This is a genomic window from Pseudomonas sp. PA1(2017) (assembly GCF_001945375.1).
In the GTDB taxonomy this organism is placed as follows: domain Bacteria; phylum Pseudomonadota; class Gammaproteobacteria; order Pseudomonadales; family Pseudomonadaceae; genus Aquipseudomonas.
The window spans coordinates 1-25,798 of the sequence record NZ_MSXU01000001.1; the positions used below are offsets into that span (position 1 = coordinate 1).

Annotated in this window: 19 protein-coding genes, 1 tRNA gene and 2 rRNA genes; 10 read left to right on the top strand and 12 right to left on the bottom strand. The window is 63.4% G+C overall.

The features are described from left to right. Both BVH01_RS00005 and rrf read left to right on the top strand, forming a co-directional pair. Positions 1-1,400: ribosomal RNA gene (locus BVH01_RS00005) — 23S ribosomal RNA — on the top strand; the annotation flags it as partial. Positions 1,401-1,537: 137 nt separating this feature from the next. Next, positions 1,538-1,653 (top strand): 5S ribosomal RNA (gene rrf, locus BVH01_RS00010). A 444-nt stretch (positions 1,654-2,097) separates the two neighbouring features. On the opposite strand, the gene BVH01_RS00015 is transcribed toward rrf, so the two are convergent. The 9 genes from BVH01_RS00015 to BVH01_RS00055 form a co-directional block, all read right to left on the bottom strand. Next, the gene (locus BVH01_RS00015) at positions 2,098-2,883 is read right to left on the bottom strand and encodes an HpcH/HpaI aldolase/citrate lyase family protein (protein ID WP_075928382.1); all 786 of its coding nucleotides are present in this window, start codon (positions 2,881-2,883) and stop codon (positions 2,098-2,100) included. Between the two features lie 10 nt (positions 2,884-2,893). After that, the gene (locus tag BVH01_RS00020) at positions 2,894-3,697 is read right to left on the bottom strand and encodes a carbon-nitrogen hydrolase family protein (RefSeq protein WP_075928383.1); all 804 of its coding nucleotides are present in this window, start codon (positions 3,695-3,697) and stop codon (positions 2,894-2,896) included. Positions 3,698-3,996: 299 nt separating this feature from the next. Further along, positions 3,997-4,995: a TRAP transporter substrate-binding protein gene (locus tag BVH01_RS00025; protein ID WP_075928384.1), complete on the bottom strand. Its 999-nt coding sequence runs from the start codon at positions 4,993-4,995 to the stop codon at positions 3,997-3,999. Positions 4,996-5,020: 25 nt separating this feature from the next. Further along, complete coding sequence (locus tag BVH01_RS00030) at positions 5,021-6,304, bottom strand: TRAP transporter large permease subunit (RefSeq protein WP_075928385.1); 1,284 nt, start codon at positions 6,302-6,304, stop codon at positions 5,021-5,023. Then, entirely contained in the window at positions 6,304-6,843 is a 540-nt protein-coding gene (locus tag BVH01_RS00035) for a TRAP transporter small permease (protein ID WP_075928386.1), read from the bottom strand. The genes BVH01_RS00030 and BVH01_RS00035 overlap by 1 nt, the downstream gene beginning before the upstream one ends. Before the next feature lie 472 nt (positions 6,844-7,315). Further along, entirely contained in the window at positions 7,316-8,596 is a 1,281-nt protein-coding gene (locus BVH01_RS00040; RefSeq protein ID WP_075928387.1) for a TRAP transporter large permease, read from the bottom strand. 1 nt (position 8,597) lies between these two features. Further along, positions 8,598-9,203, bottom strand: coding sequence for a TRAP transporter small permease subunit (locus tag BVH01_RS00045; protein WP_075928388.1), 606 nt, complete (start codon positions 9,201-9,203; stop codon positions 8,598-8,600). 229 nt (positions 9,204-9,432) lie between these two features. After that, the gene (locus BVH01_RS00050; RefSeq protein ID WP_075928389.1) at positions 9,433-10,488 is read right to left on the bottom strand and encodes a TRAP transporter substrate-binding protein; all 1,056 of its coding nucleotides are present in this window, start codon (positions 10,486-10,488) and stop codon (positions 9,433-9,435) included. 112 nt (positions 10,489-10,600) lie between these two features. Continuing rightward, positions 10,601-11,272 carry an RraA family protein gene (locus BVH01_RS00055; protein WP_075928390.1) on the bottom strand — a complete coding sequence of 224 codons (672 nt, stop codon included), beginning with the start codon at positions 11,270-11,272 and terminating at the stop codon, positions 10,601-10,603. 107 nt (positions 11,273-11,379) lie between these two features. On the opposite strand from BVH01_RS00055, the gene BVH01_RS00060 reads away from it, so the two are divergent. Beyond that, a complete protein-coding gene (locus tag BVH01_RS00060) occupies positions 11,380-12,300 on the top strand; it encodes a LysR family transcriptional regulator (RefSeq protein WP_075928391.1) in 921 nt (306 codons plus the stop codon). A gap of 20 nt (positions 12,301-12,320) precedes the next feature. Here the strand turns inward: BVH01_RS00060 and BVH01_RS00065 are convergent, their stop codons facing one another. Together BVH01_RS00065 and BVH01_RS00070 are read right to left on the bottom strand one after the other, a co-directional pair. Continuing rightward, positions 12,321-13,151, bottom strand: a complete 831-nt coding sequence (locus tag BVH01_RS00065) for a DUF1206 domain-containing protein (RefSeq protein ID WP_075928392.1) — start codon at positions 13,149-13,151, stop codon at positions 12,321-12,323. A gap of 206 nt (positions 13,152-13,357) precedes the next feature. Then, a tRNA-Arg gene (locus BVH01_RS00070) sits at positions 13,358-13,434 on the bottom strand. A gap of 348 nt (positions 13,435-13,782) precedes the next feature. Here BVH01_RS00070 and gabD point away from each other — a divergent pair. The 7 genes from gabD to BVH01_RS00105 all read left to right on the top strand — a co-directional run bounded on the left by gabD (position 13,783) and on the right by BVH01_RS00105 (position 24,242). After that, positions 13,783-15,231, top strand: a complete 1,449-nt coding sequence (gene gabD / locus BVH01_RS00075; protein WP_027909036.1) for an NADP-dependent succinate-semialdehyde dehydrogenase — start codon at positions 13,783-13,785, stop codon at positions 15,229-15,231. A gap of 151 nt (positions 15,232-15,382) precedes the next feature. Further along, positions 15,383-16,663, top strand: coding sequence for a 4-aminobutyrate--2-oxoglutarate transaminase (gabT, locus tag BVH01_RS00080; protein WP_075928393.1), 1,281 nt, complete (start codon positions 15,383-15,385; stop codon positions 16,661-16,663). Positions 16,664-16,830: 167 nt separating this feature from the next. After that, the gene (locus BVH01_RS00085; RefSeq protein WP_075929096.1) at positions 16,831-18,048 is read left to right on the top strand and encodes an HDOD domain-containing protein; all 1,218 of its coding nucleotides are present in this window, start codon (positions 16,831-16,833) and stop codon (positions 18,046-18,048) included. Between the two features lie 202 nt (positions 18,049-18,250). Next, entirely contained in the window at positions 18,251-19,327 is a 1,077-nt protein-coding gene (locus BVH01_RS00090) for an FAD-dependent oxidoreductase (RefSeq protein WP_075928394.1), read from the top strand. A 196-nt stretch (positions 19,328-19,523) separates the two neighbouring features. Further along, entirely contained in the window at positions 19,524-21,077 is a 1,554-nt protein-coding gene (locus tag BVH01_RS00095; protein ID WP_075928395.1) for a methyl-accepting chemotaxis protein, read from the top strand. Positions 21,078-21,440: 363 nt separating this feature from the next. Continuing rightward, the gene (locus BVH01_RS00100; protein WP_075928396.1) at positions 21,441-22,808 is read left to right on the top strand and encodes a glutamine synthetase family protein; all 1,368 of its coding nucleotides are present in this window, start codon (positions 21,441-21,443) and stop codon (positions 22,806-22,808) included. Between the two features lie 120 nt (positions 22,809-22,928). After that, positions 22,929-24,242: an FAD-binding oxidoreductase gene (locus BVH01_RS00105; protein WP_075928397.1), complete on the top strand. Its 1,314-nt coding sequence runs from the start codon at positions 22,929-22,931 to the stop codon at positions 24,240-24,242. Positions 24,243-24,293: 51 nt separating this feature from the next. Here the strand turns inward: BVH01_RS00105 and BVH01_RS00110 are convergent, their stop codons facing one another. Beyond that, positions 24,294-25,670 (bottom strand): uracil-xanthine permease family protein, encoded by a 1,377-nt coding sequence (locus BVH01_RS00110; protein WP_075928398.1) that lies wholly within the window; start codon positions 25,668-25,670, stop codon positions 24,294-24,296. Between the last annotated feature and the right edge of the window lie 128 nt (positions 25,671-25,798).

Sequence of the window (25,798 nt, forward strand, 5' to 3'; positions counted from 1 at the left end):
TCAAGGCCGAGAGCTGATGACGAGTTGTCCTTTAGGACGATGAAGTGGTTGATGCCATGCTTCCAGGAAAAGCTTCTAAGCTTCAGGTAATTAGGAACCGTACCCCAAACCGACACAGGTGGTTAGGTAGAGAATACCAAGGCGCTTGAGAGAACTCGGGTGAAGGAACTAGGCAAAATGGCACCGTAACTTCGGGAGAAGGTGCGCCGGTGAGTGTGAAGGGTTTACCCCGTAAGCACATGCCGGTCGAAGATACCAGGCCGCTGCGACTGTTTATTAAAAACACAGCACTCTGCAAACACGAAAGTGGACGTATAGGGTGTGACGCCTGCCCGGTGCCGGAAGGTTAATTGATGGGGTTAGCTAACGCGAAGCTCTTGATCGAAGCCCCGGTAAACGGCGGCCGTAACTATAACGGTCCTAAGGTAGCGAAATTCCTTGTCGGGTAAGTTCCGACCTGCACGAATGGCGTAACGATGGCGGCGCTGTCTCCACCCGAGACTCAGTGAAATTGAAATCGCTGTGAAGATGCAGTGTATCCGCGGCTAGACGGAAAGACCCCGTGAACCTTTACTATAGCTTTGCACTGGACTTTGAGCTTGCTTGTGTAGGATAGGTGGGAGGCTTTGAAGTGGGGACGCCAGTTCTCATGGAGCCATCCTTGAAATACCACCCTGGCAACCTTGAGGTTCTAACTCTGGTCCGTTATCCGGATCGAGGACAGTGTATGGTGGGTAGTTTGACTGGGGCGGTCTCCTCCTAAAGAGTAACGGAGGAGTACGAAGGTGCGCTCAGACCGGTCGGAAATCGGTCGTAGAGTATAAAGGCAAAAGCGCGCTTGACTGCGAGACAGACACGTCGAGCAGGTACGAAAGTAGGTCTTAGTGATCCGGTGGTTCTGTATGGAAGGGCCATCGCTCAACGGATAAAAGGTACTCCGGGGATAACAGGCTGATACCGCCCAAGAGTTCATATCGACGGCGGTGTTTGGCACCTCGATGTCGGCTCATCACATCCTGGGGCTGAAGCCGGTCCCAAGGGTATGGCTGTTCGCCATTTAAAGTGGTACGCGAGCTGGGTTTAGAACGTCGTGAGACAGTTCGGTCCCTATCTGCCGTGGACGTTTGAGATTTGAGAGGGGCTGCTCCTAGTACGAGAGGACCGGAGTGGACGAACCTCTGGTGTTCCGGTTGTCACGCCAGTGGCATTGCCGGGTAGCTATGTTCGGGAAAGATAACCGCTGAAAGCATCTAAGCGGGAAACTTGCCTCAAGATGAGATCTCACTGGAACCTTGAGTTCCCTAAAGGGCCGTCGAAGACTACGACGTTGATAGGCTGGGTGTGTAAGCGTTGTGAGGCGTTGAGCTAACCAGTACTAATTGCCCGTGAGGCTTGACCATATAACACCCAAACAATTTGGCTGTTAGACGGTTGAAGTCGACAGTAATGCCGAAGATTTGCGAGAACACGTAATACCAACCGACATCACATACCCAATTCGCTGCAGCGGCTAAACCCCGAAGCAGCAACCAGTTTGCTTGACGACCATAGAGCGTTGGAACCACCTGATCCCATCCCGAACTCAGTAGTGAAACGACGCATCGCCGATGGTAGTGTGGAGCTTCTCCATGTGAGAGTAGGTCATCGTCAAGCTTCTATAAGAAACCCCAGATCTCGACAGAGGTCTGGGGTTTCGTCTTTTGGGGCCAGGAAAATTCCAAAGGCCTAATACCCAGCAGCATCAGGCAGGCGGCCAGAAGGTAAGCTGACCTGGGGAGCGCTTCGCCCAACCGCAGGCTACGCGTCCGGGATTCTGGTGGGCTGCGAATCAGCGGTGGAAGGGTGAAGCGTCTTCCACCCTACGGTGCTTGGCGGGCTCTCGTAGCCTGGGTTAGCCGGAGGCGTAACCCAGGGAGCTGGTTGGGGGGCATAGCGCCGGCTAGTTATCTCCTGCCTATCCGCAGCACATACCGCGCCATAACGTGACAGCAAGACTCTCTAGCTCGGCTTTTTTCGGTAGCCAGCCCCTAAACATTCGTTCTTCAGAAACAACGAAGCCCGCATAGCGCAGGCTTCGTCGTTTACGTGGTTACCTGATTACTGCAACTGCTCTCTCACCGCAGCGATACTGCGCCCAGCCTGGTTGAGCCAGGACAGGTCGCTGCCCATCAGCAGCATGTCGCTGCCCATGTCGAGTAGACGCTTGGCGGTTTCGCCGTCGGCTGGGAAGCAGGGGACCATGACCTGGATGCCGCGGGCGTGGCATTTCTCGATCAGCAGTTCCAGGCGCTGCAACACCTCAGGGTTACCCAGGCGGTAATCGACTGGCAGCTGGCGTGACAACGAATAGTCGGCCGGGCCAAAGTGCACGGCGTCGATGCCCTCGACGTCGAGGATCGCATCGATGTCGTCGAAGAACTCGTAGCTCTCGGCCATCGGTACGATCACCGTGCGCTCGTTCTCCGCCTGTGTATAAGTGCCCCAGTCGAAATTCGGCCCGGCGTAGTTGGCGGAGCGGACCGAGCTGTCCCCTCCACGGCGACCCATGGGTGGGAATTTGCCGCTGCGGATGATGCTGCGCATCTGCTCGGCGTTGTGCACCTGCGGGATGATCACGCCGCTGGCACCCATTTCCAGGGCCTTGCGGATATCCCAGTCAAGGGTGCCGCGCACCCGCACCAGGCTATGGATATTCGAACATTTGGCCGCCAGGATCAGTTTCTCCATGTCACGATCGACGCCGAGCGAGGTGTGTTCGGCATCGATGAACACGAAGTCCAGGCCCCAGTTGCCGGCCACTTCGATGGGCATCGATGCGGTGCTGTAGATGTTCATGCCATAGGTGGTGCCGCGTGCCATCAGCTGTTTCAGTGTGCTGGTCATCGGGGCGCCCTCAGATACGGTAGGTGTCAGGCAGGCGATCCCGGAAGGGATGCACTTCGAAAACACCAGGCTCGCGGATCAGCGACTTGTTGCGGGCCTTCTCCACGTCGATCTCGACGGTGAACACGCCGTCCTCCGCGCCAGCACGCACCAGCGTCTTGCCGGACGGCTCGATGATGTGGCTCATGCCGATGAACTGCATCCCGCCGTCCATATCGTTACGGTTCGGCGCTACGAAGTAGACGATATTCTCGGCCGCTCGCACGGTGCTGAAGATGTCCGGCAGCATGCGTGCCTGTTCTGGCCATGCGGCCGGCAGTACGACGATGTCGGCGCCTTCCAGGGCCAAAGTGCGGACCACTTCCGGGAAGCGGATTTCGTAACAGATGGCCATGCCGATGCGCCCGATTTCGGTATCGAATACCGGTGGCGTCCACTCATCCGGGGTATCGGTGAAACGGTCGCCGATCATGAACGGTAGGTGACGCTTGCGGTGCAGGCCGACGATGCCTTCGGGGCCGATCAGTGCGGCGGTATTGAAGATGGCATCCGGCAGGCGCTCGTAGAAGCCGGCTATGATATAGATGCCGGTCTCTGCGCTTACCGCCAGCAACGGGGCCAGCGCCTCGATCTCGATGGCGCCACGCTCCAGGTCTTCACGGCTGTCGAAGGAGCCGCCAGTGAGCAGGCATTCTGGAAAAGCGATCAGGCGCGAGCCTTCTTGCGCCGTCTGACGCGAGAGCTCGGCGACCTTTTCGATGGTTTGAGTCGGGTTGCCGGGGACGGGATGAATCTGCGCGACCGAAATTTTCATGTGTTTCCTCTATAGGTGGCAGAGCGCGCCCAGGCAATCGGGCGCGCTTGTTCGTGCAGCGGTGCTGCGGTGATCAGGGGCTGTTCACGATCTTTGCGTGCATGACGTGGCAAGACACTCAAACCAACCTGTGGGAGCCCCGACCTCGGGGCGAAACGATCGCTGCCTGACTGCCTATCGGCGGTGCCTGAGCGAATCGCCGCGAGGTCGCGGCTCCCACAGTGGATTGGATAACAGCCGCCCCCGCCCCTTGGCTGCCAAAACCGACGAACCTGGGTTGGAAGATCGTGAGCAGGTACTCAGGGCTGGGTAACGTCCATGGCCTCGTAAACCTTCTTCACGAGTTGCGGATCGATCTTGGCGGCGTACTTGTCGACGACCGGGCGGATCTTTTCCTGGATGCGAGCGACTTCTTCATCAGGCAGCTCGTTGACCTGCATGCCGGAGGCCTCCAGCTCGGCGATGGCCTTGCTGTCAGCCTCGCGGGAGATCTGCCGCTGCTCGAGACGCACCTCCATGGCCACCTCGCTGATCAGCTTCTTTTCGTCGTCGTTGAGCTTGTCCCAGAAGCCTTTGCCGATCAGTACGATCTGCGGGTTGTAGTTGTGGTGGGTGAGGCTCAGGTACTTCTGCACCTCGTTGAATTTGGAGGCGAGGATCAGTGCTGCCGGATTCTCCTGGCCATCGACCGTGCCGGTCTCCAGCGCCGTGTGAACTTCGGTGAACGGCAGAGGGGTCGGGTTGGCACCGAGGGCCGACCACACGTCGAGGAACAGCGGCGATTGCTGGGCGCGGATCTTCAGGCCGGCGATGTCTTCCAGCTTGGCGACTGGGCGCTTGTTGTTGGTCAGGTTGCGTACGCCCAGCTCCCAGAACGCCAGGCCGACCAGATTCTGTTCGGGTAGCTGATCGGTGAGCATCTTGCCGACCTCGCCATCGAGCATGGCATCGACCTTGGCGGTGTCGGTGTACAGGAACGGGAAGTCGAGGATGCCGAAGTCGGTGACGTGGTTGAGCATCAGCCCGGCATTCCAGGTCATCATCTCGATCACCCCGCCCTGCAGCGACGACAGCACCTGCACATCGCCGCCCAATACGCCATTGGGAAAGGTGCGAACCTTGATCTTGCCACCGCTGCGCTCGCTGACTTTCTTGGCGAACAGCTCCATGCCGATGGCCGGCGGGGTACCCTTGGGGCTGGTGGCGGCGAATTTGATGGTGTGCGAGTTGTACTCGGCGGCGAAGCTCAGGCTGCTGGCCAGCAGCAACGCGGCGAGTGTGGTCAGTTTCATCTTCATGGTGAAATCCTTGTTGTGGTTGTTGTTATTTGGCGAACCATTCGGCCGGCACGGTGACCAGCTGCGGAAAGGCGACGAGCAGGAACAGCACGATGATTTCCGCGATCAGGAAAGGGAAAGTGCCCTTGAGCAGCGCCTCGTAACGCATTCGGCCGATACCGCAGACCACGTTGAGCACCGTGCCCACGGGCGGGGTGATCAGGCCGATGGAGCAATTGATCATGAACAGCACGCCGAAATAGATCGGGTCGATGTCCGCCGCCGTTACCACCGGCACCAGGATCGGCGCGAGCAGCAGTACGGTCGGGGTGAGGTCCATGACCATGGAGATCACCAGGATCAGCAGCATCAGTACCAGGATCAGCAACTTCGGGTTGTCCATCACCGGCTCGATCAAGTCGATGATCTGCCCAGGTATATCGGCGATGGTGATCATCCAAGCCGGGATCGAGGCGGCGGCGACCAGGAACATCACCGCCGCGGTGGTCTTGCCGGCGCGCAGCAGCAACGCGTTGAGATCCTTGAGGTTCAGCTCGCGGTACACCAGTGCCGACACCAGCAGCGCATAGACGCTGGCCACGGCGCCCGCTTCGGTCGGCGTGACCACCCCGAAGCGCAGGCCGACGACGATGATCACCGGTAGCATCAGCGCCCAGATGCTGTCGACGAACGCCTTGGCGCGCTCCTTGCCGGATGCCTTGGGGCTCAATTTCACGTCGGTGTCGCGGCGCGACACCAGCCACCAGGCCACGCACAGCGCCACGGCGATCATCAGCCCCGGGGCGATGCCGGCGAGGAACAGCTTGGTGATCGACAGGCCGGATGCTACGCCGAGCACCACGAAGCCGATGCTCGGCGGGATGATCGAGCCGAGCACCGAGACCGAGGCGATCAGGCCGCCAGAGCGGTTCTTGTTGTAGCCGGCGATGACCATCATCGGCAGCAGCAGCGCGGTCAGCGAGGCGGCGTCGGCCAGTGCCGAGCCGGACAGGCTGGACAGCAGCACGCCGGCGAAGATGGTCACGTAACCGAGGCCGCCACGCAGGTGGCCGACCATGGCGATGGCCAGGTTGATGATGCGCTTGGACAACCCGCCGCTGTTCATCACCTCACCGGCGATGATGAACAGCGGAATGGCCAGCAGGGGGAAGCTGCCGGCGGAGTTGATGATGTTCTGCGCGATGATCTGCCCATCGAACAGGCCCAGCAGCCACATCAGCGCCACACCGCAGAGGATCAGCGCATAGGCGATGGGGGCGCCGATGAGAATGGCGGCCATCAGCACGCCAACGAAGACGGTAAGGGCCATTACTTCAGTACCCCAGGTTGGGTGGTCGGCGCTACATGGCTGTCGGGCTCGGCAGTGCGCGGGATGTAGCTGCCCGCCGGCTTTCTCAGGTTGTCGATCATCTGCGCGGCGATCAGCGCGGCGCTGAGCACCGAGAACACCAGACCGGCGCCGTAGAACAACGCCATGGACACACCGGTCGAGGGTGCGCCGACGTGCAGGTTGATCAGCGTCTGCTTCCAGCTGCCCTGCAGGAACAGCCAGGTGACGTAGAGCATCAGCAGTTGGGTGAGCAGCAACAGGTATTTGCCGACCGCGGGCGATACGCGGCTGGTCACGATATCGACGCCGATATGGCCGTTCTCGTGGAGCATTAGCTGAGCCCCGGCGAACACCAGCCAGACGAAGGCCAACCGCGAGATCTCCTCACTGAAGAACAGCCCGGAGTTGAAGCCGTAGCGCAGTACCACATTGGAGAAGATCAACAGGGTTATGCAGACCAGGCTGGAAACGATCAGCACTTTCAGCGTGGCGAAGTAGATAGTCAGAATGCTTTTCATGGTGCGCTCTCCGGCGAATGGGCAGATGAGCGAAGTAGGAAAGTTGCCTTGTTTTCGGCGCGCGCGAAGGCGTCCGATACGGCAGCGCTGGCCGTGTCGTCGGGGGCGGGCATTGATCACCTTTTTATTATTGGTTGAATGTTTATATGCGGTAGTTGATTCTTTTCTGAATGCCGATAAGTGTCAACGCAACTGCCCGAAGAGTCGGATTCAATGTTTTTATTAGGCTGATAAAAATGGCAGTTGGCGGCGCACTCCGGCATATAACGGCGCACTCGGCAGCATGACGCGCATTTATTTATGGCAAGTAATCAGGCAGGCACGCGAATGCCGCCAGCATCGTGGGATGCTGGCGTATCGGGTGTGATGGAAAATGAGCGTCATAGACGTGCATGCAAATCCTTTTGCAGAAATAAGTAGAGTGGTTGATTATTTCCAGGCAGGTTTATAAATATTAAGTTTTACCAGGTGATCAGACGAGCTGTGGCAGCCACAGGGCCAGCTGCGGGAATACAATCAATAACGCGATAAGTAACAACAGTACGAAGCAGAAGGGTAATGCGCCGTAAATCACATCCATGAAATTGCCCTTGTTGCGAATACTCTGCACCACGAACAGGTTCATGCCGAACGGCGGTGTTATCTGCCCCATCTCGCAAAGCACGATCAGGATGACCCCGAACCACAGTGGGTCGAAACCCAGTGCCACGATTACCGGCACCACCAGCGGCGCGGTGGTGATCAGCATCGCCAAAGTGTCCATGAAGCAGCCAAGCACGATGTAGAACAGGATGATCGCCAGCAGCGTGGCCATCGGCGACATGTTCAGGTCGGTGACGAAGCTGACCAGCGTGGGCGTCAGGCCGATGGCCGATAGCACGAAGTTGAGGAAAAACGCCGACAGGGTGATGAAAATGATCATCCCGCTGGTGCGCATGGTCGATTCGAACGCCTGCCCCAGGTTCTGCCAGGTGAAGGTGCGGCGCCACAGGCCCAGGCCGAACGCCGCCAGCACACCGAGTGCCGCCGACTCGCTGGCGGTGGCGAAACCACTGTAGATGGCGCCGACCACCAGCACGAAGATCGCCAGTGGCGGTAGCAGGTCGGGAACGCTCGCCAGGCGTTCGGCCCAGGTGGCATGTTGCCGAGTGCCGCCGAGCTTCGGCCAGATCATGCAGGTGATCACGATCATCGCCACGAACATCAGGCACAGCAGCAGGCCGGGGATGGTCGCTGCCAGGTAGAGCTTGGGTACCGAGATGTTGGCGATCAGCGCGAACAGGATCATGTTGATCGACGGCGGAATCAGAATACCCAGGGTGCCGCCCGCCGCGATCGAACCGAGGAACAGCGGCGCCGGATAGCCCTTGCGTACCTGCTCCGGCAGGGCGATGGTCGAGATGGTCGCCGCCGTGGCCACGCTGGAGCCGCTGGTGGCGGAGAACAGCGCCGAGGCGCCGATATTGGAATTCATCAAGCCGCCCGGCAGCCACGACAGCCACTTGTCCGCCGCGCTGTACATGCGCCCGGCCACACCCGAGCAGACCAGCAGCTCGCCCATCAGCACATACAGCGGAATGGCCACCAGCAGGAACTCGGCGCCGGTGCTCCAGGCGATCTCGCCCATGGCATTACTCAGCGGCAACGTCGAGAACAGTTCGGCCAGCGACATGCCCAGAAGGCCCACGCTGACTGCCGCGGCCACGCTGAGGCCGAGCAGGCCCAGCAATACGATCAGGGTGAATGCCAGCATCTCAGCGACCCTCCCGGGTGGTTGCACCACGGCTGGAGCGGGACTCTTCCTCGATCTCCTCCTCGACCGAGTTGATGCCGATCAGCGCGTTGGCTGCGGCCCAGCGTTGCTGACGCAGCTGCATCAGGCTGTTGTAGCCCAGTACCAGAATGGTCGAGGCGAAGAACAGGTAGCCGGCGAACCACAGCGACTGGGGAATCCACTGCGGCACCTGCAACGGCGTGGTGGAAATCGAGCGATAGGCGATGGAATCCCACAGAACTCCGCCAACATGGAACAGCAACGTGCCGACGAACAGCGCCATGCCGGCCAGGGCCAGCAGATCGAGGCCGACTCTGGGCTTGAGCGACAGGCGCGAGTAGAGGATATCCACACGCAAGTGGGAGCGCCTGAGCAGCGCGATGGGAAAGGCCCAGGCGCTGACGATGGCCAGCACGTAACCGGCGATCTCGTCGGCGCCGCCCATGGAAAAGCCCAGCAGGCGGCGCAGCAGCAGATCGATGCTGATCATCAGGGCCGAGCCCATCAGCGCGATGCCGCCCATCCAGGCGCTGACCCGGGCGATGCGGTTGATGAGCCGGAGGCTCGGGGTTTCGTCAGGTTGCATGAGCAGGTTTCTCCGCGAACGGGTGGAGTTCAGCGCGGCAAGCGCCGCTTCGTGCGAGGCTTTCGCTATGCCCAGAACCTGCTCACGATCTAGCGAGCTAGAGCCATACAAGGCAAAAACAAGTGAGGAAGCGGTCGGAGTCGCGCTCGACTTTACGAGCTGTAAATGAGCATTCCGAGCTTGTTTTTAACGCAGTAGGGCCGACGCGCAGCAGATCGTGAACAGGTTCTCAGGGATCTTTCAGGGCTACGCCGACCGCCTTGCCCGCCGTTGCATTCCATTGCTGCACGCAGTCGGCGCCACAGCGCTTGCCCCAGTCATCGGCGATGCTCAGTACGACCTCCCGCAGCCTGGCGCGCTCGTCTTCGGTCGGCGCACTGGCCTGCATCCCGGCAGGGTGATGAATCTGGCAGTCGGCGGCGCCGGTGTTGCAGGCCAGCGCATAGCGGTTCTCGCGAGCGGTTTCCGTCCACAGGGCGTCCTCCAGCACGTGTGCCTGGGCCTGCAGCAGGCGCTGCATATCGGGAGAGAGCTGCTGCCAGCGTTGCAGGCCCATGGCGTAGAAGCCGATCGACCAGTCCACTGGCAGGTCGTAGACGTAGCCCGCCACGTCGTACCACTTGGCGGCATTGCCCGAACCCATGCCGGTTACCGCGCAGTCGATGACGCCGGTCTGCATGGCCGTGACCACCTCGGCGAAGGGCAGGGTGACCGGCGATGCGCCGAGCGCGCTGACCATGCCCGCCATGTTGCGACCGCGTACCCGCACCTTGCGGCCCTTCAGGTCGTCCAGGCCATTCACCGCATCACGGCAGAAGAACACCTGGGCGGTATAGGGCACGGTGGCCAGCAGCTTGACGCCGTGACGCTCGGCCATGCGTGCTTCGAGCACCGGTTTGTAGGCATCGGCGATCTGCCGTGACGTGGCGATGTCGGCAGCCATGCCGGGCAGGTCGATGCCCTCGAAGGCCGCATCGTCGCCGGCCACGAAGGCGAACACGCCCATGCCGATCTCGACGGCACCTGCGCGCAGTACACGCACCATCTCCGGCCCCTTGAGGCCACTTTCCGACAGCCCCATCAGGCGAGCGGTGACAGAGCCGCCCGAGTTGGCGGGCAGGGTTTCAGTCCAGAACGGGCGCTCGACGGCGCGAAAGGTGTAGTTGTGGCTGCCGCCACCGACCACGTTGAAATGGACGGACGACGCATCGTCCGCAAGTGCGCTGGCGCCAATCGCGCAGCCCAGCGCAGCCAGGATCACCCTGGGGAGCGAATACAGTTTCATGGTAGTCCTGTTGTTTTTCTGGGGGGAGCTACGGGGCAGAAACCTGATGAAACGTGCAGCTGGTCAGTATTGGAATTGTCATCGCGCCTGACCTTGCGCTGTGCGACCGAGGTCAGCGTGCCCGGTCGATGGCCGCGTCGATCAGCGGGCGTGAGCCCACCACGTCGGGAAACTTTTCGCCCTGGGCCAGACGCGCCAGGGTGTGCTTCTCGTTCTCCTGGAACTCGATGGCGCGGTGGGCCAATGCCAGTGCCTGGGCGGGCGGCAGGATGACGATGCCGTTCTCGTCGGCGATCACCGCATCACCGGGCCGCACGACGACCCCGCCGCACTGCACCGGGGTACAGAATTCGCCTTCCTCACCCTTTACCCGCGTGGTGATGGCGCTGGCGCCCCAGGACCACACCGGCACGCCGTGCTCGCGTAGCTCGCCCAGGTCGGTGACGTAGCCGTCGATGATGATCCCGGCTATGCCCGCCTGCTTGGCGGCATAGGCCATGGCACCACCCATGGCCGCGGTCACGCTTTCGCCGCAACGGTCGACCACCAGAAAGTCACCCGGCCTGGCGCAACCCATCGCGTAATGGAGGATGCCGCCATCGGCGCCAGGCATCTTAACCGTCACCGCAGTGCCCACGGTACGCACATTTTCGAAGTGCGCCCTGATTTGCGGGCTCAATATGCCGGTGGTGATGAAATGACCGATGGTGGCGGGCTCGGCGCGCAAAAGAACGGAAAGTTCTTCTGGATTAATCGCCTCGGGAAGTGCTTCGATAATATACATGCGCTGTTTAATTATTCGTTTTGGGCAAGAAGTGGGCCCGATCCTAACAAGCATGTTTTTGTGGCGATAATAAAAATCAGCGGACGTAAGAGGGGACGATTTTTATCATGCGAATTACCCTGATGCAGATCGAGGCCTTCTACTGGACTGCCCGACTGGGCGGCGTACATGCTGCATCTCGCCACCTTCACCTGACTCAGCCGGCCATTTCCTCACGCATCCGCGAGATGGAATCACTGCTCAGCGTCAAGCTGTTCGACCGCAGCAAGCAGCGCATGACCCTCACCGCCGATGGCCATATCGCCCTGCGCCACGCCGAACTGGCGCTCAACAACAGCGTGAAACTCGAGCAATTCGCCGCCAAGCAGAAGCAGCACCGCCGGCTGCGCCTCGGCGCCGACGAATGCTCGGCGATGGTCGGCCTGACCGCGGTGATCGCCGAGATCAAGGCGCACTTTCCCGAAATCACCCTGGAAATCACCATCGACGTCGGCGCGGTGCTCAACCGCAAGCTCAACGACCATGAGCTGGATCTGGCGCTGCTCACCAACCCGGCGACCCGCGAGGACGTCACCGACATCTTCATCGGCTGGATGACCTTCCAGTGGGTCGCCGCTCCGCAACTGGCCATCGACGCCGACCCCTTCCTGCCCGAGCACGCCGCCGGCCATCCCATCGTCAGCCACTCGGCGCCTTCGACGCTGTACTCGGTGGTCGAGAACTGGCTCAAGGGCGGCAACGCGCCGTCCGAAGCCTTCCACTCCAGCAACTCCCTGAGCTTCATGGCCAAGCTGGTTTCCGCCGGCCATGCCATCGGCATCCTGCCGGTACCGCTGATCCGTGAAATGCTCGCCCTCAACCTGCTGAAAACCCTGCCCTGCGATCCGCCCATCCCGCCGGCGCGCTTCTGCCTCTCCTACATGACGGAAATGCCAGACATGCAGATCGATGCGCTGGTGGCGATTACCCGGGAAACGCTGTTGCGGCAGAAGTTTCTGGTCGGGCCGGAGGTGTTGGAGGGCGATTGACGGAGATCTGAAGCCTGGGGTCAGTCGAAGACCGCCGCCGTGTCGATACGTCGCCAGATCGCTTCGGCAAAACTGTAGAGCGCGAAGGCGATCAGGCCCGCGCCAATCAACCCCAGCCAGAAGGCGCCGAAGGGCAAGGATTGCAAAGCGTGCAGCGCGTCCTCGAGGCCTGGTGGGGAGGTGGGTTCATAACGGGTACCGCCGCTGAACAGCATGCCGGCTACCACCAGAAAGGAAACGCCACGGGCGATGAGGCCAACCTTGGAGATGGGCGTTACCCAGCGCATGACGTCATCCGAGGCCGAGAAGTACTTTTCGAACTTGGCTTTCCAGCCCTTGATGATGTGCGCGATGCCGACGCCCAGAGGCACCAGCGCCACCAGATAAACCAGATAGTTCGAATACTTCCAGCCCAGCAGGCCGGAGAGAAAGTCTTCACCGCCCTTGCCACCCCCGGAAGACTCGCCGAGCGAACTGCCCAGCAGGCCCAGCGTGAACAGAGTCAGCAGGCTGTAACTGATGGCGCCACCGACGAGGCCTGCACGCGCGGCGAGCCCCTTGGCGTCGGTGCCGTGATCTTCCGGATCGGCGATCGCCTGGGTCAGCCGCCAGGCGGCGTAGGCGATTAGCCCGACCACCATGATCCACAGCAGCGTCTCGCCGAACGGTTGCCCCAGCAGTTGCGAGATGGCGCCCTTTGTGCCGACCGTCTCCCCGCTCCCTCTGGCGGCGAGCAGTGCGAAGGTACCGATGATCAGGTACACCACGCCGCGCGCCGCGTAGCCAGTCCGGGCGAGCCAGACGATGCCTCGCGAGAGTTCGCCTTTGGCGTGAATGGCCGGGTTGTACATGGTCAGCATCCTGAGTGGGTGAGCGTGGTCGCGATGCAGTTGACACCCTCTGATGGATTGCGGTTTCGATTGATTGGCCAGCGGTTTCGGAAGGGCGTGACAGCGGCGCCGAAAGACCTGCCTGACGCCAGAAACGACGAAGCCCGCACAGAGCGGGCTTCGTGTTGCGTTTCCTGGTCACCTGTCGGGTGAAGGAAACAGCGATCTGGCGCACTCGGCGGGATTCGAACCCACGACCCCTGCCTTCGGAGGGCAGTACTCTATCCAGCTGAGCTACGAGTGCGTTGCGGGGCGCAATCATACGCATGTCGTTGGCGTGCGTCCATGCTGGACGTAGGGCTCGTTCGGCGGGCCTGGGCGGCTGGTTTGGGCTATAAAGAAAGCCGGCCGGAATCCCCGCCCATCCGCGGGCTGTTAATTTTCTTGAACGGCCTATTGCCCTTTGATCGACCTGATCTTACGATCTGTTTGATATTTCAAACGATGGTGTCGGCCGGCTGAACTCGCGGCGGCGCACTCCGTTCGAATTTGCAGGCCGCAGCTAGCCTGTCGCTCCAACCCACGCCTGGGTTCGCTCCCAGCTTCTTTCGTCATCTCCTGGCGCCGTGGTGCCGGGATAGAGGAGATCGCCATGCAACTGAAAGACGCGCAACTGTTCCGCCAGCAGGCTTTCGTCAACGGCGCCTGGGCTGATGCCGACAGCGGCCAGACCATCAAGGTGACCAACCCGGCCACTGGCGAAGTGATCGGCAGCGTGCCGAAGATGGGCGCTGCTGAAACCCGCCGCGCCATCGAAGCTGCCGACAAGGCCCTGCCGGCCTGGCGTGCGCTGACCGCCAAGGAGCGCTCCGCCAAGCTGCGTCGCTGGTACGAGCTGATGCTGGAGAACCAGGAAGACCTGGCGCGCCTGATGACCATCGAGCAGGGCAAGCCACTGGCCGAGGCCAAGGGCGAAATCGCCTACGCGGCGTCCTTCATCGAGTGGTTCGCCGAAGAGGCCAAGCGCGTCTATGGCGACACCATCCCGGGTCACCAGGCCGACAAGCGCCTGATCGTCATCAAGCAGCCGATCGGCGTCACCGCGGCTATCACGCCGTGGAACTTCCCGGCGGCGATGATCACCCGCAAGGCCGGCCCGGCCCTGGCCGCCGGCTGCACCATGGTGCTCAAGCCGGCTTCGCAGACGCCTTACTCCGCTCTGGCCCTGGCCGAGCTGGCCACCCGTGCCGGCATCCCGGCTGGCGTGTTCAGCGTGGTGACCGGCAGCGCCGGTGAAGTGGGCGGCGAGCTGACCGGCAACCCGATCGTGCGCAAGCTGTCGTTCACCGGTTCCACCGAGATCGGTCGCCAGCTGATGGCCGAATGCGCTCAGGACATCAAGAAGGTGTCCCTGGAGCTGGGCGGCAACGCACCCTTCATCGTGTTCGACGACGCTGACCTGGACAAGGCCATCGAAGGCGCGATCATTTCCAAGTACCGCAACAACGGCCAGACCTGCGTGTGCGCCAACCGCATCTACGTGCAGGACGGCGTCTACGATGCCTTCGCCGAGAAGCTCAAGGTCGCGGTCGAGAAGCTGAAGATCGGTAACGGTCTGGAAGACGGCACCACCACCGGCCCGCTGATCGACGAGAAGGCGGTGGCCAAGGTCAAGGAGCACATCGAGGACGCCGTTTCCAAAGGCGCCAAGATCCTCTCCGGCGGCAAGACCCACGCCCTGGGCGGCACCTTCTTCGAGCCGACCATTCTGGCCGACGTGCCGAAGAACGCGCTGGTCTCCAAGGACGAAACCTTCGGCCCGCTGGCGCCGCTGTTCCGTTTCAAGGACGAAGCCGAAGTGATCGCCATGGCCAACGACACCGAGTTCGGCCTGGCCTCCTACTTCTACGCCCGTGACCTCTCCCGTGTGTTCCGTGTGGCCGAGGCGCTGGAATACGGTATGGTCGGCATCAACACCGGCCTGATTTCCAACGAAGTGGCGCCGTTCGGCGGCATCAAGGCTTCGGGCCTGGGCCGTGAAGGCTCCAAGTACGGCATCGAGGATTATTTGGAAATCAAGTACCTCTGCCTGAGCATTTAACACTGATCGAACTGCGTCGCTGCGGCGGCGCAACACAGGTTTCTCCCTGTATCCCGCAAGGCCCGGCAGTCGATCATCGCATGCTGTCGTGGCTGCAGCGGGATGCGTCATCCTTGAACCACACCGACGATGAGCGGTGAATGAGGAAGCCATGAGCAAGACCAACGAATCCCTGCTGCAACGCCGTCAGGCCGCCGTACCGCGCGGTGTCGGCCAGATCCACCCGATCGTCGCCGAGCGCGCCGAGAACGCCACCGTGTGGGACGTCGAAGGCCGCGAGTACATCGACTTCGCCGGCGGTATCGCCGTACTGAACACCGGTCACCTGCATCCGAAAGTGGTCGCCGCCGTTCAGGAACAACTGACCAAGCTGACCCACACCTGCTTCCAGGTGCTGGCGTACGAGCCCTACATCGAGCTGTGCGAAGAAATCGCCAAGCGCGTACCTGGCGACTTCGCCAAGAAGACCCTGCTGGTCACCTCCGGCTCCGAAGCCGTCGAGAACGCCGTGAAGATCGCCCGTGCCGCTACCGGCCGTGCTGGCGTGATCGCCTTCACGGGTGCCTACCACGGCCGTACCATGATGACCCTGTCGCTGACCGGCAAGGTCGTGCCGTACTCCGCCGGCATGGGCTTGATGCCTGCTGGCGTGTACCGCGCCGTTGCGCCGTGCGAACTGCATGGCGTGAGCGAAGATGAATCAATTGCCAGCATCGAGCGCATCTTCAAGAACGATGCCCAGCCCCAGGACATCGCCGCGATCATCATCGAGCCGGTACAGGGCGAAGGTGGTTTCTACGTCAACTCGCCAGCCTTCATGCAGCGCCTGCGCGCCCTGTGCGACCAGCACGGCATCCTGCTGATCGCTGACGAAGTGCAGACCGGCGCTGGCCGCACCGGCACCTTCTTCGCCACCGAGCAACTGGGCGTGGTGCCGGACCTGACCACTTTCGCCAAGTCGGTCGGCGGCGGCTTCCCGATCTCCGGCGTCAGCGGCAAGGCCGAGATCATGGACAAGATCGCCCCCGGCGGCCTGGGCGGCACCTATGCCGGCAGCCCGATCGCCTGCGCTGCGGCCCTGGCCGTACTCAAGGTGTTCGACGAAGAGAAGCTGCTGGATCGCTCTAACGCCGTAGGCGAGAAGCTCAAGGCTGGCCTGCGTGACATCGCCGACAAGCACAAGGTGATCGGCGACGTGCGCGGCCTGGGTTCGATGGTCGCCATCGAGCTGTTCGAAGGCGGCGACCACAGCAAGCCGGCTGCCGAACTGACTGGCAAGATCGTCGCCAAGGCGCGCGAGAAGGGCCTGATCCTGCTGTCGTGCGGCACCTACTACAACGTGGTGCGCTTCCTGATGCCGGTCACCATCCCGGACGCCCAGTTGGAAAAAGGCATCGCCATCGTGGCCGAGTGCTTCGACGAACTGGCGTAAGCCACGCCGTTGAAAAGGACCCGCTTCGGCGGGTCTTTTTTTGCCTGCCGTTTTGTCGCGGCATGTGGGGTGGTGGATAGCGACATCATTGATCCCGGTGCGCTTGGGCTGCCGCGGCCTTGTCTATACTCAGGCGCTGCCCTGTGTTGATGTTCCGAGGTTTTCTGATGGCTGAAGCGGTGCCCGCTCCAGAAGTGCTGATCGCCGATACCGACCCCTGGACGGCGGATCTGCTCGAACAACTGGTGCTCAACGTGCGGTGCGACGCCGTGGTGATTCGCGTCGCCGACGGCCAGGCGGCCATGGCGCGCTGCAAGCGACGCCTGCCTGAACTGGTGATCGCCGACAGCGAACTGCCGGGCGTAGATGGCCTTGAGCTGCTGCGCCAGCTACGTCGTCACCCGCGTACGCCGGCGCTGCCGTTCATCCTGATCAGCGGCCGCCTGGATGCCAACAGCGTGCGCGCCGCCAAGCCGCTGGCACCTACCGCCTACCTGGCCAAACCCTTCAATGCCGAGGCGCTGCGCAAGCGCTTGGCCAGCCTGCTGCTTGCCGACGGGGAAGAGTTGCTGTGCCCGATTCGCCCGCTGCTGGTGAACCGGCTGGAGGATTACCTGGATGCCATGCGCGAAGAAGGGCAGGGCGCGCCGCTGCTGGCCTCGGTGCGCGACTCGGTCAGCCAGTACCTGAACAGCAGCGAGCCGAGCCTGCGCGAGCTGGAGCAGGTGTTCGCCCGCGACCCGCAGATCACCGCCTGCCTGATTGCCGCGGCCAACAGCGCCGCCCACCACAACGGCTCGCCCTGTCAGACCCTGGCCCAGGCGCTGCCGCGTCTGGGCGTGGCGCGTACCCTGAACCTGGTGCTGGGGCTTTCCGTGCAGCGCAATGCGCGGCTCAGCGACCCGCGCCTGGCCGAGCGCGGCGTGCGTACCTGGGCTGCGGCCCAACGCAGCGCCGAGGTCGCCCATTGGTTAGCCAGCGAGCTGTCGCTGGATGCCGAGCTCTGCTACACCGCCGGCTTGCTGCATAACATCGGCGAACTGGCCTTGCTGCGCTGCATGCAGGACTGGCAGGACGCCGGCGGCAGCCTGAGCGATGCGCAGATTGACCAGGCCATTGGCCAGCGTGCTGCCGGCTTCGGTTCAGCCTTGCGCATCCGCTGGCGCCTGCCGTTCGGCTTGCGTGAGTTGGTGGCCGCCTATTACAGCCTGAACAGCGGCGTGTTTTCCCGTGAGGCGCTGGTGCTCAATCTGACCGGGCAGGTGCTGGCGCTCGAGCAGGCGCAACGGCCCAGCGAGCAGCTTCGCGATGCCCGCTGCGTGCGCTTGCTGCGCATCGATCCGGGTTTGTTGGAGCGTTTGCCGGCGCAGGCCTCGGCGGCCTGAAAAACGGGTATTAACCGCAGCAAAAATGTGTCGAAAACCCGCCGCAAGCGTCTCTTCACTTGCTCGAAGCGGCCTGCTGCCGCCATGCTCCGCCAACCCCTTCGGCGGTGGGATCATTGTGCGGCTATTTCGGTCAAAGCTCGCTGTGCATGCCCACAGGCGGCTGCAAATCGCTCCCAGATTCTCAAGGATATCGGTGTAGATGACTGACTACGATCTGTTGCTGGTAGGCGCAGGCCCTGCCCATCTCGGGGTTCTGCGACGCTGGGCGCTGATCGAGCGGCCAGCGGGTCGCATCGCCCTGGTGGCCAGTGCCGAGCACACCTGGCACGCCGGCATGTTGCCGGGGCTGGTCGGTGGCCGCTATTCGCCGCAGGATTGCCAGATCGGCCTGGGCGCGTTGTGCCAGGCCGCGCAGGTCGAGCTGATCGTCGCCCCCGTTGCCGCGCTGGACGCCGCGACTCGTCAACTGACGTTGGAAGACGGTCGCGTACTGCAGGGGCACTGGCTGTCGCTCAATGTGGGTGACCGGGTCGCCTGTCCACCACGCGAGGGCGAGGCAATGGACGTGCTGGCGGTGAAGCCCGTGGATCACTTCATCACCGGCTGGCAGGCCTGGCGGCGCGACCCGCAGCCGCTGGCGATTCTCGGCGGCGGCGTGGCGGGGGTGGAGATGGCCCTGGCGCTCGCCGACCAGGTGCCGCAGCTGGCGCTGTTCTGCGGTGAGCCGCTGTTGGCCGGCCACTGCGCCGGTTTGCGTATGCGCGCCTGGGGCCATCTGCGCATGCGCCGCGTGCAGGTGCGCGAGCATTGCCCAATCAGCCGCATCGACGGCAACTGCCTGATCAGCGGTGAGGCTTCCGTGTGGCATGGCGGCCGCCTGTTGCTGGCCAGTGGCGCTCAGGCGCTGCCTTGGATCGCGGCCAGCGGCCTGAGCTGCGATGGCGACGGTTTCGTGCACACCGCACTTACGCTGCAAAGTCATTCCCACCCGCAAGTGTTCGCGGTCGGCGATTGCGCCAACCTGCCCGGCGTGCGCAAGAGCGGTTTGTATTCGATGCGCCAGGTGCCGGTGCTCGCCGCCAACCTGGCGGCGGCCCTGCGCGGCGGCGCGCTGCGTGACTACAAGGCGCGTGGCCAACGCCCACTGCTATTGGCCAGCGGTGACGGCGGCGCGCTGCTGGGCTGGCAGCAGTGGAGCGCCGGCGGCCAACTGTACGGGCGCTGCAAGGACTACTTCGACCGCGCCTTCGTCAAGCGCCACCGCCTCGAACGCTGAGCGCGACCGTCGCTCTGCTACCAAAGTGCCATGGCGTAGCACCTCATGGGGTGATCAACTGACCGGATTGGTTTTCGGCCTACGGATTTGTCCCCTACGGCCGATGTACTGAACAGGGGCACCTTGCTGTGCTGCTAGAGCCTAGCGCTCGCATCACCTCACAATAAGAACGACGAGGTTCGCCATGGATGCTGGAATGACTCGTGATCGGCTCGCGCCGGCCTTGCACCTACTCGGCCTGCTGGCCCTGCTGGTGGTCTGGTACCAAGTGCAGCTGCCGGTTCATATCGCCGCCATCGCCCTGCTGGCGCTGGCCCTGTGGCCCTGGTTCGGCCCCTGGCGGCGACCGGCTGTAGTGGCCTCTACAGCCGCTCCTGCAACCTCGCTGGACGCGCTTAGCCAGAGCCTGTCGCAACATACCTGCCATAACGCGCTGTCCGCCGCCCAGGTGGCGTTCACTGTGCAGCAATTGTCCGGCAAGCTGCAGTCGCAGCTGGCGGCGGTCGAGCAGATCAGTGAAGGCGCTCGCGCCGTGACCCGCACCGAGCAGAGCAATGCCGAACGCGCCGGTCAGACCTTGGGTGCCGCGCAGACGGTGCGCGCCAGCAGCGCCACAGGTCAGAGCGAGTTGCAGCAAGCCATCGCGCGCATGCAGCAGCTCAGCACCCAGGCCGCCGCCAGCCGCGAATTGATCGATGGCCTCGGGGCGCGCACCGAGCAGATCGAGCAGGTCACCCAGGTAATCCAGTCCATCGCCAGCCAGACCAACCTGCTGGCGCTCAATGCCGCCATCGAGGCCGCGCGCGCCGGTGAGCAGGGGCGCGGCTTCGCGGTGGTCGCCGACGAGGTGCGCAGCCTGGCCGGGCGTACCGCCAGTGCTACCGGTGAGGTGGGGCAGATGGTCGCCGACATCCGTCAGCAGAGTGCGGCGGTGGTCAGCCATATCCAGCAGCAGGCCGAGGAGCTGGAAGCGGCCGCCCGGCAGATCGAGTTCACCGGCGAGCAATTGCGCGGCATCGCCGACCTGGCCGCCGATGTCGATGCTCAGGTCGAGCAGATCAGCGCCGGTACGGCGAGCAACCACGGGCATCTGGCCGAGCTGCTGGTGGCGGTCGAGCAACTGCGCGGCGACGTGCGCAGCAGCGAAGACCAGACCCGCCAGCTGGGCAAGGCCGCCGAGCAACTGGTCGGCCAGGCGGAAAGCGTCAGCGAGCAGTTGGCCAGCGTCGGGCTCGACGACTACCACCAGCGCATCTACGACCTCGCCCTGGAGGGCGCCGCCGCGATTGCCAGGCAGTTCGAGGCCGACATCCAGGCCGGGCGCATCAGCCTCGCGGACCTGTTCGACCGCCAGTACCAGCCGATCCTCGATACGTTCCCGGCCAAGTTCCGCACGCGCTTCGACAGCTACGCCGATGGTGTGCTGCCGGCCATCCAGGAACCGCTGCTCAAGCGCCACGAAGGCCTGGTGTTCGCCATCGCCACCACGCCGGAAGGCTACGTGCCGACCCACAACCAGGCCTTCAACCATCCGCCCACCGGCGATCGCGCCGTGGACACCGTGAAAAGCCGCAGCAAGCGACTGTTCAACGACCGCACCGGCATTCGTTGCGGCAGCCACCAACAGCGCGTGCTGCTGCAGACCTACATGCGCGACACCGGCGAACTGATGCACGACCTGTCGGTGCCGATCCATGTGCAGGGCAAGCATTGGGGCGGCTTGCGGCTGGGTTACAGGCCGGAGCCGTGAGCGCTATGTTTAGCCGCTGGCTACCTGAAGGTGCGCCAATAACGATTTAACCTGTCTGTCGCGGCGTGCGAGCCTCGCTGGCATGTCTATTCCGGTCTGCAGCCTTGCCCACGCTCTTGCCCTGCCAGCCTTGCGCTCGCGGGGGCGGGCGCCCGAACCCACGGCGCTGCCGCAGATCCTCGCCTTCTGGGCGCTCTGGCATTGCCGCCACGCCCGCCCGCCGGACGTTCTCTCCGCCCGCTGAATCCGATGGCTGCGCCATGTCCGCAGCCGCTGATACCCATTTGTCTGCCTGTGCGCCGGTTCGAACAGCGAGCCGGCCGTGCGGACATCGAGCGCCTGACTGGCGCAAGCGAGTGCGCGATGACGACTTTCGCAGTTGTGCAGGAAGCCCAGGATTTCCTGGCCGCTAACCCCGATATCGAATTGATCGAACTGTTCATCCTCGATGCCAATGGCGTGCCGCGCGGCAAGCTGTTGCACCGCGAGGAACTGCTGGCGCTGTACCAGAGCGGGCGGCCGCTGCCGAGCACCATGCTCGGTTTGTCCATCCAGGGCGAAGATGTCGAGGACACCGGCCTGGTCTGGGAGGTCGGCGACATCGACTGCCGTGCCTACCCATTGCCCTGCAGCCTGGTGCGCCTGCCCTGGCGGCAGATCCCCACCGCGGCCGTGCAGGTGTCGATGCACCCCAGCGAAGGCCTGCCGGCCACCCCGGCCGACCCGCGCCAGTTGCTGACCCGCGTGATCGAGCAGCTCGAAGCCGAGGGTTATCACCCGGTGATGGCCTGCGAGCTGGAGTTCTACCTGCTCGACCAGAAACGCGACGCCCAGGGGCGCCCGCAGCCGGCCCTGGACGCCGACGGTAGTCGTCCGCGGCAGACCCAGGTTTACGGCTTGCGCGAGCTGGAGCAGCTCGAGCCGTTTCTCAAGGATCTCTATGCGGCCTGCAAGGCCCAGGGCATCCCGGCACGCACGGCGATTTCCGAGTACGCCCCCGGCCAGGTGGAGATCACCCTGGAGCACGGCCCGGCACTCGCGGCCATGGACCAGGCGGTGCGCTACAAACGCCTGGTCAAGGGCGTGGCCCATGCCCACGGCATGCAGGCCTGCTTCATGGCCAAGCCGTTCGCCGAGATCGCCGGGACCGGCATGCACATGCATGTGAGCCTGGCCGACGGGCAGGGCGAGAATCTGTTTGCCAGCGAGGATCCGGCCGGCACGCCGCTGTTGCGTCAGGCGGTCGGCGGCATGCTCGCCAGCCTGCTCGACTCGCTGCTGCTGTTCTGCCCCAACGCCAATTCCTACCGACGCTTCCAGGCCAACAGCTATGCGCCGCTGGCGCCCACCTGGGGTGTGGATAACCGCACCGTCAGCCTGCGCGTGCCCGGTGGCCCGGCGGGTACCCGGCACATCGAGCACCGCATCTGCGGCGCCGATGCCAACCCCTATCTTGCCGCCGCAGCGATTCTGGCCGGGATTCACCGAGGCATCCGCGAAGCGCTGGATCCCGGGGCGCCGGTCGAGGGCAACGGCTACGCCCAGGCCACCGAGCGCCTGCCTACCCAGTGGTCGGCGGCGATCCAGGCGCTGGAGCACTCCGAGTGGGCCCGCGAGGCCTTTGGCGACGCGTTTCTCAAGGTGTACCTGGCGATCAAGCGCGCCGAATACCGGCAGTTCATGGGCGAGGTCGGTGAGCAGGATTGGCGCTGGTACCTGAGCAACGCTTAAGGGCCGCCATTCGAAAGGATCGCGGCTGAAGCCGCTCCTACAGGGGACGCATGTTCCGTGGGAGTGGCTTCAGCCGCGATGACCGATTTCATCGGTGTGAACGCACCTCAAGGACATGCAATGAACGCAAGCAATCAATCCGCCAAACCCGCTGCCGTACGCGCGCCGTCCTACTACTCGGCGTCGCTGAATTTCGAGAGCGACTACCCGACGCTGCAGGGCAGCGTGACCGTAGACGTGGCCATCATCGGCGGTGGCTTCACCGGCATCGCCACGGCGGTGGAGCTGGCCGAGCGCGGCCTCAAGGTCGCCGTGGTGGAAACCCACAAGGTCGGCTGGGGCGCCAGCGGGCGCAACGGCGGCCAGGTCACCGGCAGCCTGTCCGGCGACGAAGCCATGCGCAGGCAGATGCGCAACACCCTGGGCGAGGCCGTGGACGACTTCATCTGGCAGCTGCGCTGGCGCGGCCACGCGATCATCGAGCGCCGGGTGGCCAGGTATGGCATCGCCTGCGACCTCAAATACGGCCATCTGCATACCGCGATGAAAGCCAGCCATCTGGACGAGCTCAAGGCGACCTACGATGAGGCGTTGCGCCGCGGCATGGCGGACGATGTCAGCCTGCTCGACGCCCCCGGCGTACGGGCGCAACTGGGCAGCGACCTGTACTGCGGCGCGCTGAAGAACACCCGCAACATGCACCTGCACCCGCTCAACCTGTGCCTCGGCGAGGCCAGGGCTGCCGAAAGCCTGGGCGCGCTGATCTTCGAGCGTTCCGAGGTGCTGGAGATCATCCACGGCCCGCGTCCGGCGGTGGTCACCACGGGCGGGCGCATCGAGGCCAAGCAGGTGCTGCTGGCCGGCGACGTCTACCACAAGCTGGAGCGTCGCCAGCTCAAGGGCCTGATCTTTCCGGCCATGGGTGGCATCGTTACCACCGCGCCGCTAGGCGAACTGGCCCGCGAGATCAACCCGCAGGATCTGGCGGTGTACGACTGCCGCTTCGTGCTCGATTATTACCGCCTGACCAGCGATGGCCGCCTGCTGTTCGGCGGTGGCGCCAATTACTCGGGGCGTGATTCACGGGATATCGCCGGCGAGCTACGGCCGTGCATCGAGCGCACCTTCCCGCAGCTCAAGGGCGTGCCGATCGACTTCCAGTGGAGTTGCGCCATGGGCATCGTGATGAACCGCATCCCGCAGTTGGGCAAGCTGTCCGGCAACGTCTGGTATTGCCAGGGCTATTCCGGCCACGGCGTGGCGACCAGTCACATCATGGGCGAGATCATGGCCAAGGCGATCACCGGCGACCTGGAGCAGTTCGACACCTTCGCCGCCTGCAAGCACATCAAGGTGCCCCTGGGCGACCAGCTCGGCAACCCGATGCTGGCGGCGGGCATGTGGTACTACCAGATGCTGGAGAAGCTGCGCTGACGGCAGTTCGCCAGGGTTGCCTGCACCCTGGCGGTAACGGGCCACAGATTCTTAGTCGTGGCGTTCGGCCTTGGCCGCGCTCTCCGGCAGGAACCAGTTGAGCACCAGCGCGCAGATGCCGCCAGTGGCCACGCCGGACTCCAGCACGTTGCGCAGCGCTGCCGGCATGTGGGCGAGGAACTCCGGTACCTGGGAAACGCCAAGGCCGAGGGCCAGGGACACGGCGATGATCAGCAGCGCGCGGCGGTCCAGCTCGATGCCGGCGAGGATGTTGATGCCCGAGGCCGCCACGGCGCCGAACATGACCATCGCTGCACCGCCGAGCACCGGCTCGGGCACGGCCTGGATTACGCCGGCTACGGCCGGGAACAGGCCGAGAATCACCAGCACCATGGCGATCCACACGCCGATGTGGCGACTGGCGATGCCGGTCAGCTGAATCACCCCGTTGTTCTGGGCGAAGATCGAGCTGGGAAAGGTGTTGAACACGCCGGCCAGCAGCGAGTTGACGCCGTTGACCAGCACGCCGCCCTTGATGCGTTGCATCCACAGCGGGCCTTCCACCGGCTGGCGCGACACCTTGCTGGTAGCGGTGACATCGCCGATGGCTTCCAGGGACGTCACCAGGTAGATCACCAGCATCGGGATGAACAGGCTCCACGAAAAGCCCAGGCCGAAATGCAGCGGCGTCGGCACCTGGAACAGCTCGGCCTGGTGCATGCCGGTGAAGTCCAGGCGGCCCAGGTAGCCGGCCAGCGCGTAGCCGACCAGCAGGGCGATGACGATGGCGCAACTGCGCATCCACACCACCGGGATGCGGTTGAGCACCACGATCACCGCCAGCACCACGCCGGACAGCAGCAGGTTCTCGCCGTTGGCGAAGGTGCCATTGGCCATCGCGCCATAGCCGCCGCCCATGCTGATCAGGCCGACCTTGATCAGCGTCAGGCCGATCATCAGCACCACGATGCCGGTCACCAGCGGCGTAATGAGCTTCTTCACGAACGGCAAAATGCGAGAGATGCCGATCTCCACGAACGAGCCGGCGATCACCACGCCGAAGATCGCCGCCATCACGCCTTCCACCGGCGTGCCCTGCTTGACCATCAGCGCGCCGCCGGCGATCAGCGGGCCGACGAAGTTGAAGCTGGTGCCCTGCACCACCAGCAGGCCCGCGCCCAGCGGCCCGAAGCGGCGGCATTGCACGTAGGTGGCGATGCCGGAAATCACCAGGCTCATGGATACGATCAGGTTGGTGTCGCGGGCTGACACGCCTAGCGCCTGGCAGATCAACAGGCCCGGCGTGACGATCGGCACGATGATCGCCAGCAGGTGTTGCAGGGCGGCGAGGATGGCCACCAGCGGGCGCGGGCGGTCTTCGAGGCCGTAGATCAGTTCGCCGTTACGCGGGGAGTTACCTGGTTGCATGGTCGTGATCGCCTGGAAAAACGGCGGATTCTACTGCCTGGGCGGAGCAAGCCCAAGTGGCTGACGACCGGGTGATCGAGGTCCGGCTATCGGCGCCTTTTGCTGTGATCGGCGTTGTCTTGTGCAAG

Coding starts and splice junctions, on each gene's coding strand:
- BVH01_RS00085 (WP_075929096.1), top strand. CDS start 16,831: ATGGCTGAAGCGGTGCCCGCTCCAGAAGTGCTGATCGCCGATACCGAC.
- BVH01_RS00100 (WP_075928396.1), top strand. CDS start 21,441: ATGACGACTTTCGCAGTTGTGCAGGAAGCCCAGGATTTCCTGGCCGCT.
- BVH01_RS00035 (WP_075928386.1), bottom strand. CDS start 6,843: ATGAAAAGCATTCTGACTATCTACTTCGCCACGCTGAAAGTGCTGATC.
- BVH01_RS00105 (WP_075928397.1), top strand. CDS start 22,929: ATGAACGCAAGCAATCAATCCGCCAAACCCGCTGCCGTACGCGCGCCG.
- gabT (WP_075928393.1), top strand. CDS start 15,383: ATGAGCAAGACCAACGAATCCCTGCTGCAACGCCGTCAGGCCGCCGTA.
- BVH01_RS00055 (WP_075928390.1), bottom strand. CDS start 11,272: ATGTATATTATCGAAGCACTTCCCGAGGCGATTAATCCAGAAGAACTT.
- BVH01_RS00015 (WP_075928382.1), bottom strand. CDS start 2,883: ATGACCAGCACACTGAAACAGCTGATGGCACGCGGCACCACCTATGGC.
- BVH01_RS00060 (WP_075928391.1), top strand. CDS start 11,380: ATGCGAATTACCCTGATGCAGATCGAGGCCTTCTACTGGACTGCCCGA.
- BVH01_RS00020 (WP_075928383.1), bottom strand. CDS start 3,697: ATGAAAATTTCGGTCGCGCAGATTCATCCCGTCCCCGGCAACCCGACT.
- BVH01_RS00040 (WP_075928387.1), bottom strand. CDS start 8,596: ATGCTGGCATTCACCCTGATCGTATTGCTGGGCCTGCTCGGCCTCAGC.
- BVH01_RS00110 (WP_075928398.1), bottom strand. CDS start 25,670: ATGCAACCAGGTAACTCCCCGCGTAACGGCGAACTGATCTACGGCCTC.
- BVH01_RS00090 (WP_075928394.1), top strand. CDS start 18,251: ATGACTGACTACGATCTGTTGCTGGTAGGCGCAGGCCCTGCCCATCTC.
- gabD (WP_027909036.1), top strand. CDS start 13,783: ATGCAACTGAAAGACGCGCAACTGTTCCGCCAGCAGGCTTTCGTCAAC.
- BVH01_RS00025 (WP_075928384.1), bottom strand. CDS start 4,995: ATGAAGATGAAACTGACCACACTCGCCGCGTTGCTGCTGGCCAGCAGC.
- BVH01_RS00095 (WP_075928395.1), top strand. CDS start 19,524: ATGACTCGTGATCGGCTCGCGCCGGCCTTGCACCTACTCGGCCTGCTG.
- BVH01_RS00065 (WP_075928392.1), bottom strand. CDS start 13,151: ATGTACAACCCGGCCATTCACGCCAAAGGCGAACTCTCGCGAGGCATC.
- BVH01_RS00050 (WP_075928389.1), bottom strand. CDS start 10,488: ATGAAACTGTATTCGCTCCCCAGGGTGATCCTGGCTGCGCTGGGCTGC.
- BVH01_RS00030 (WP_075928385.1), bottom strand. CDS start 6,304: ATGGCCCTTACCGTCTTCGTTGGCGTGCTGATGGCCGCCATTCTCATC.
- BVH01_RS00045 (WP_075928388.1), bottom strand. CDS start 9,203: ATGCAACCTGACGAAACCCCGAGCCTCCGGCTCATCAACCGCATCGCC.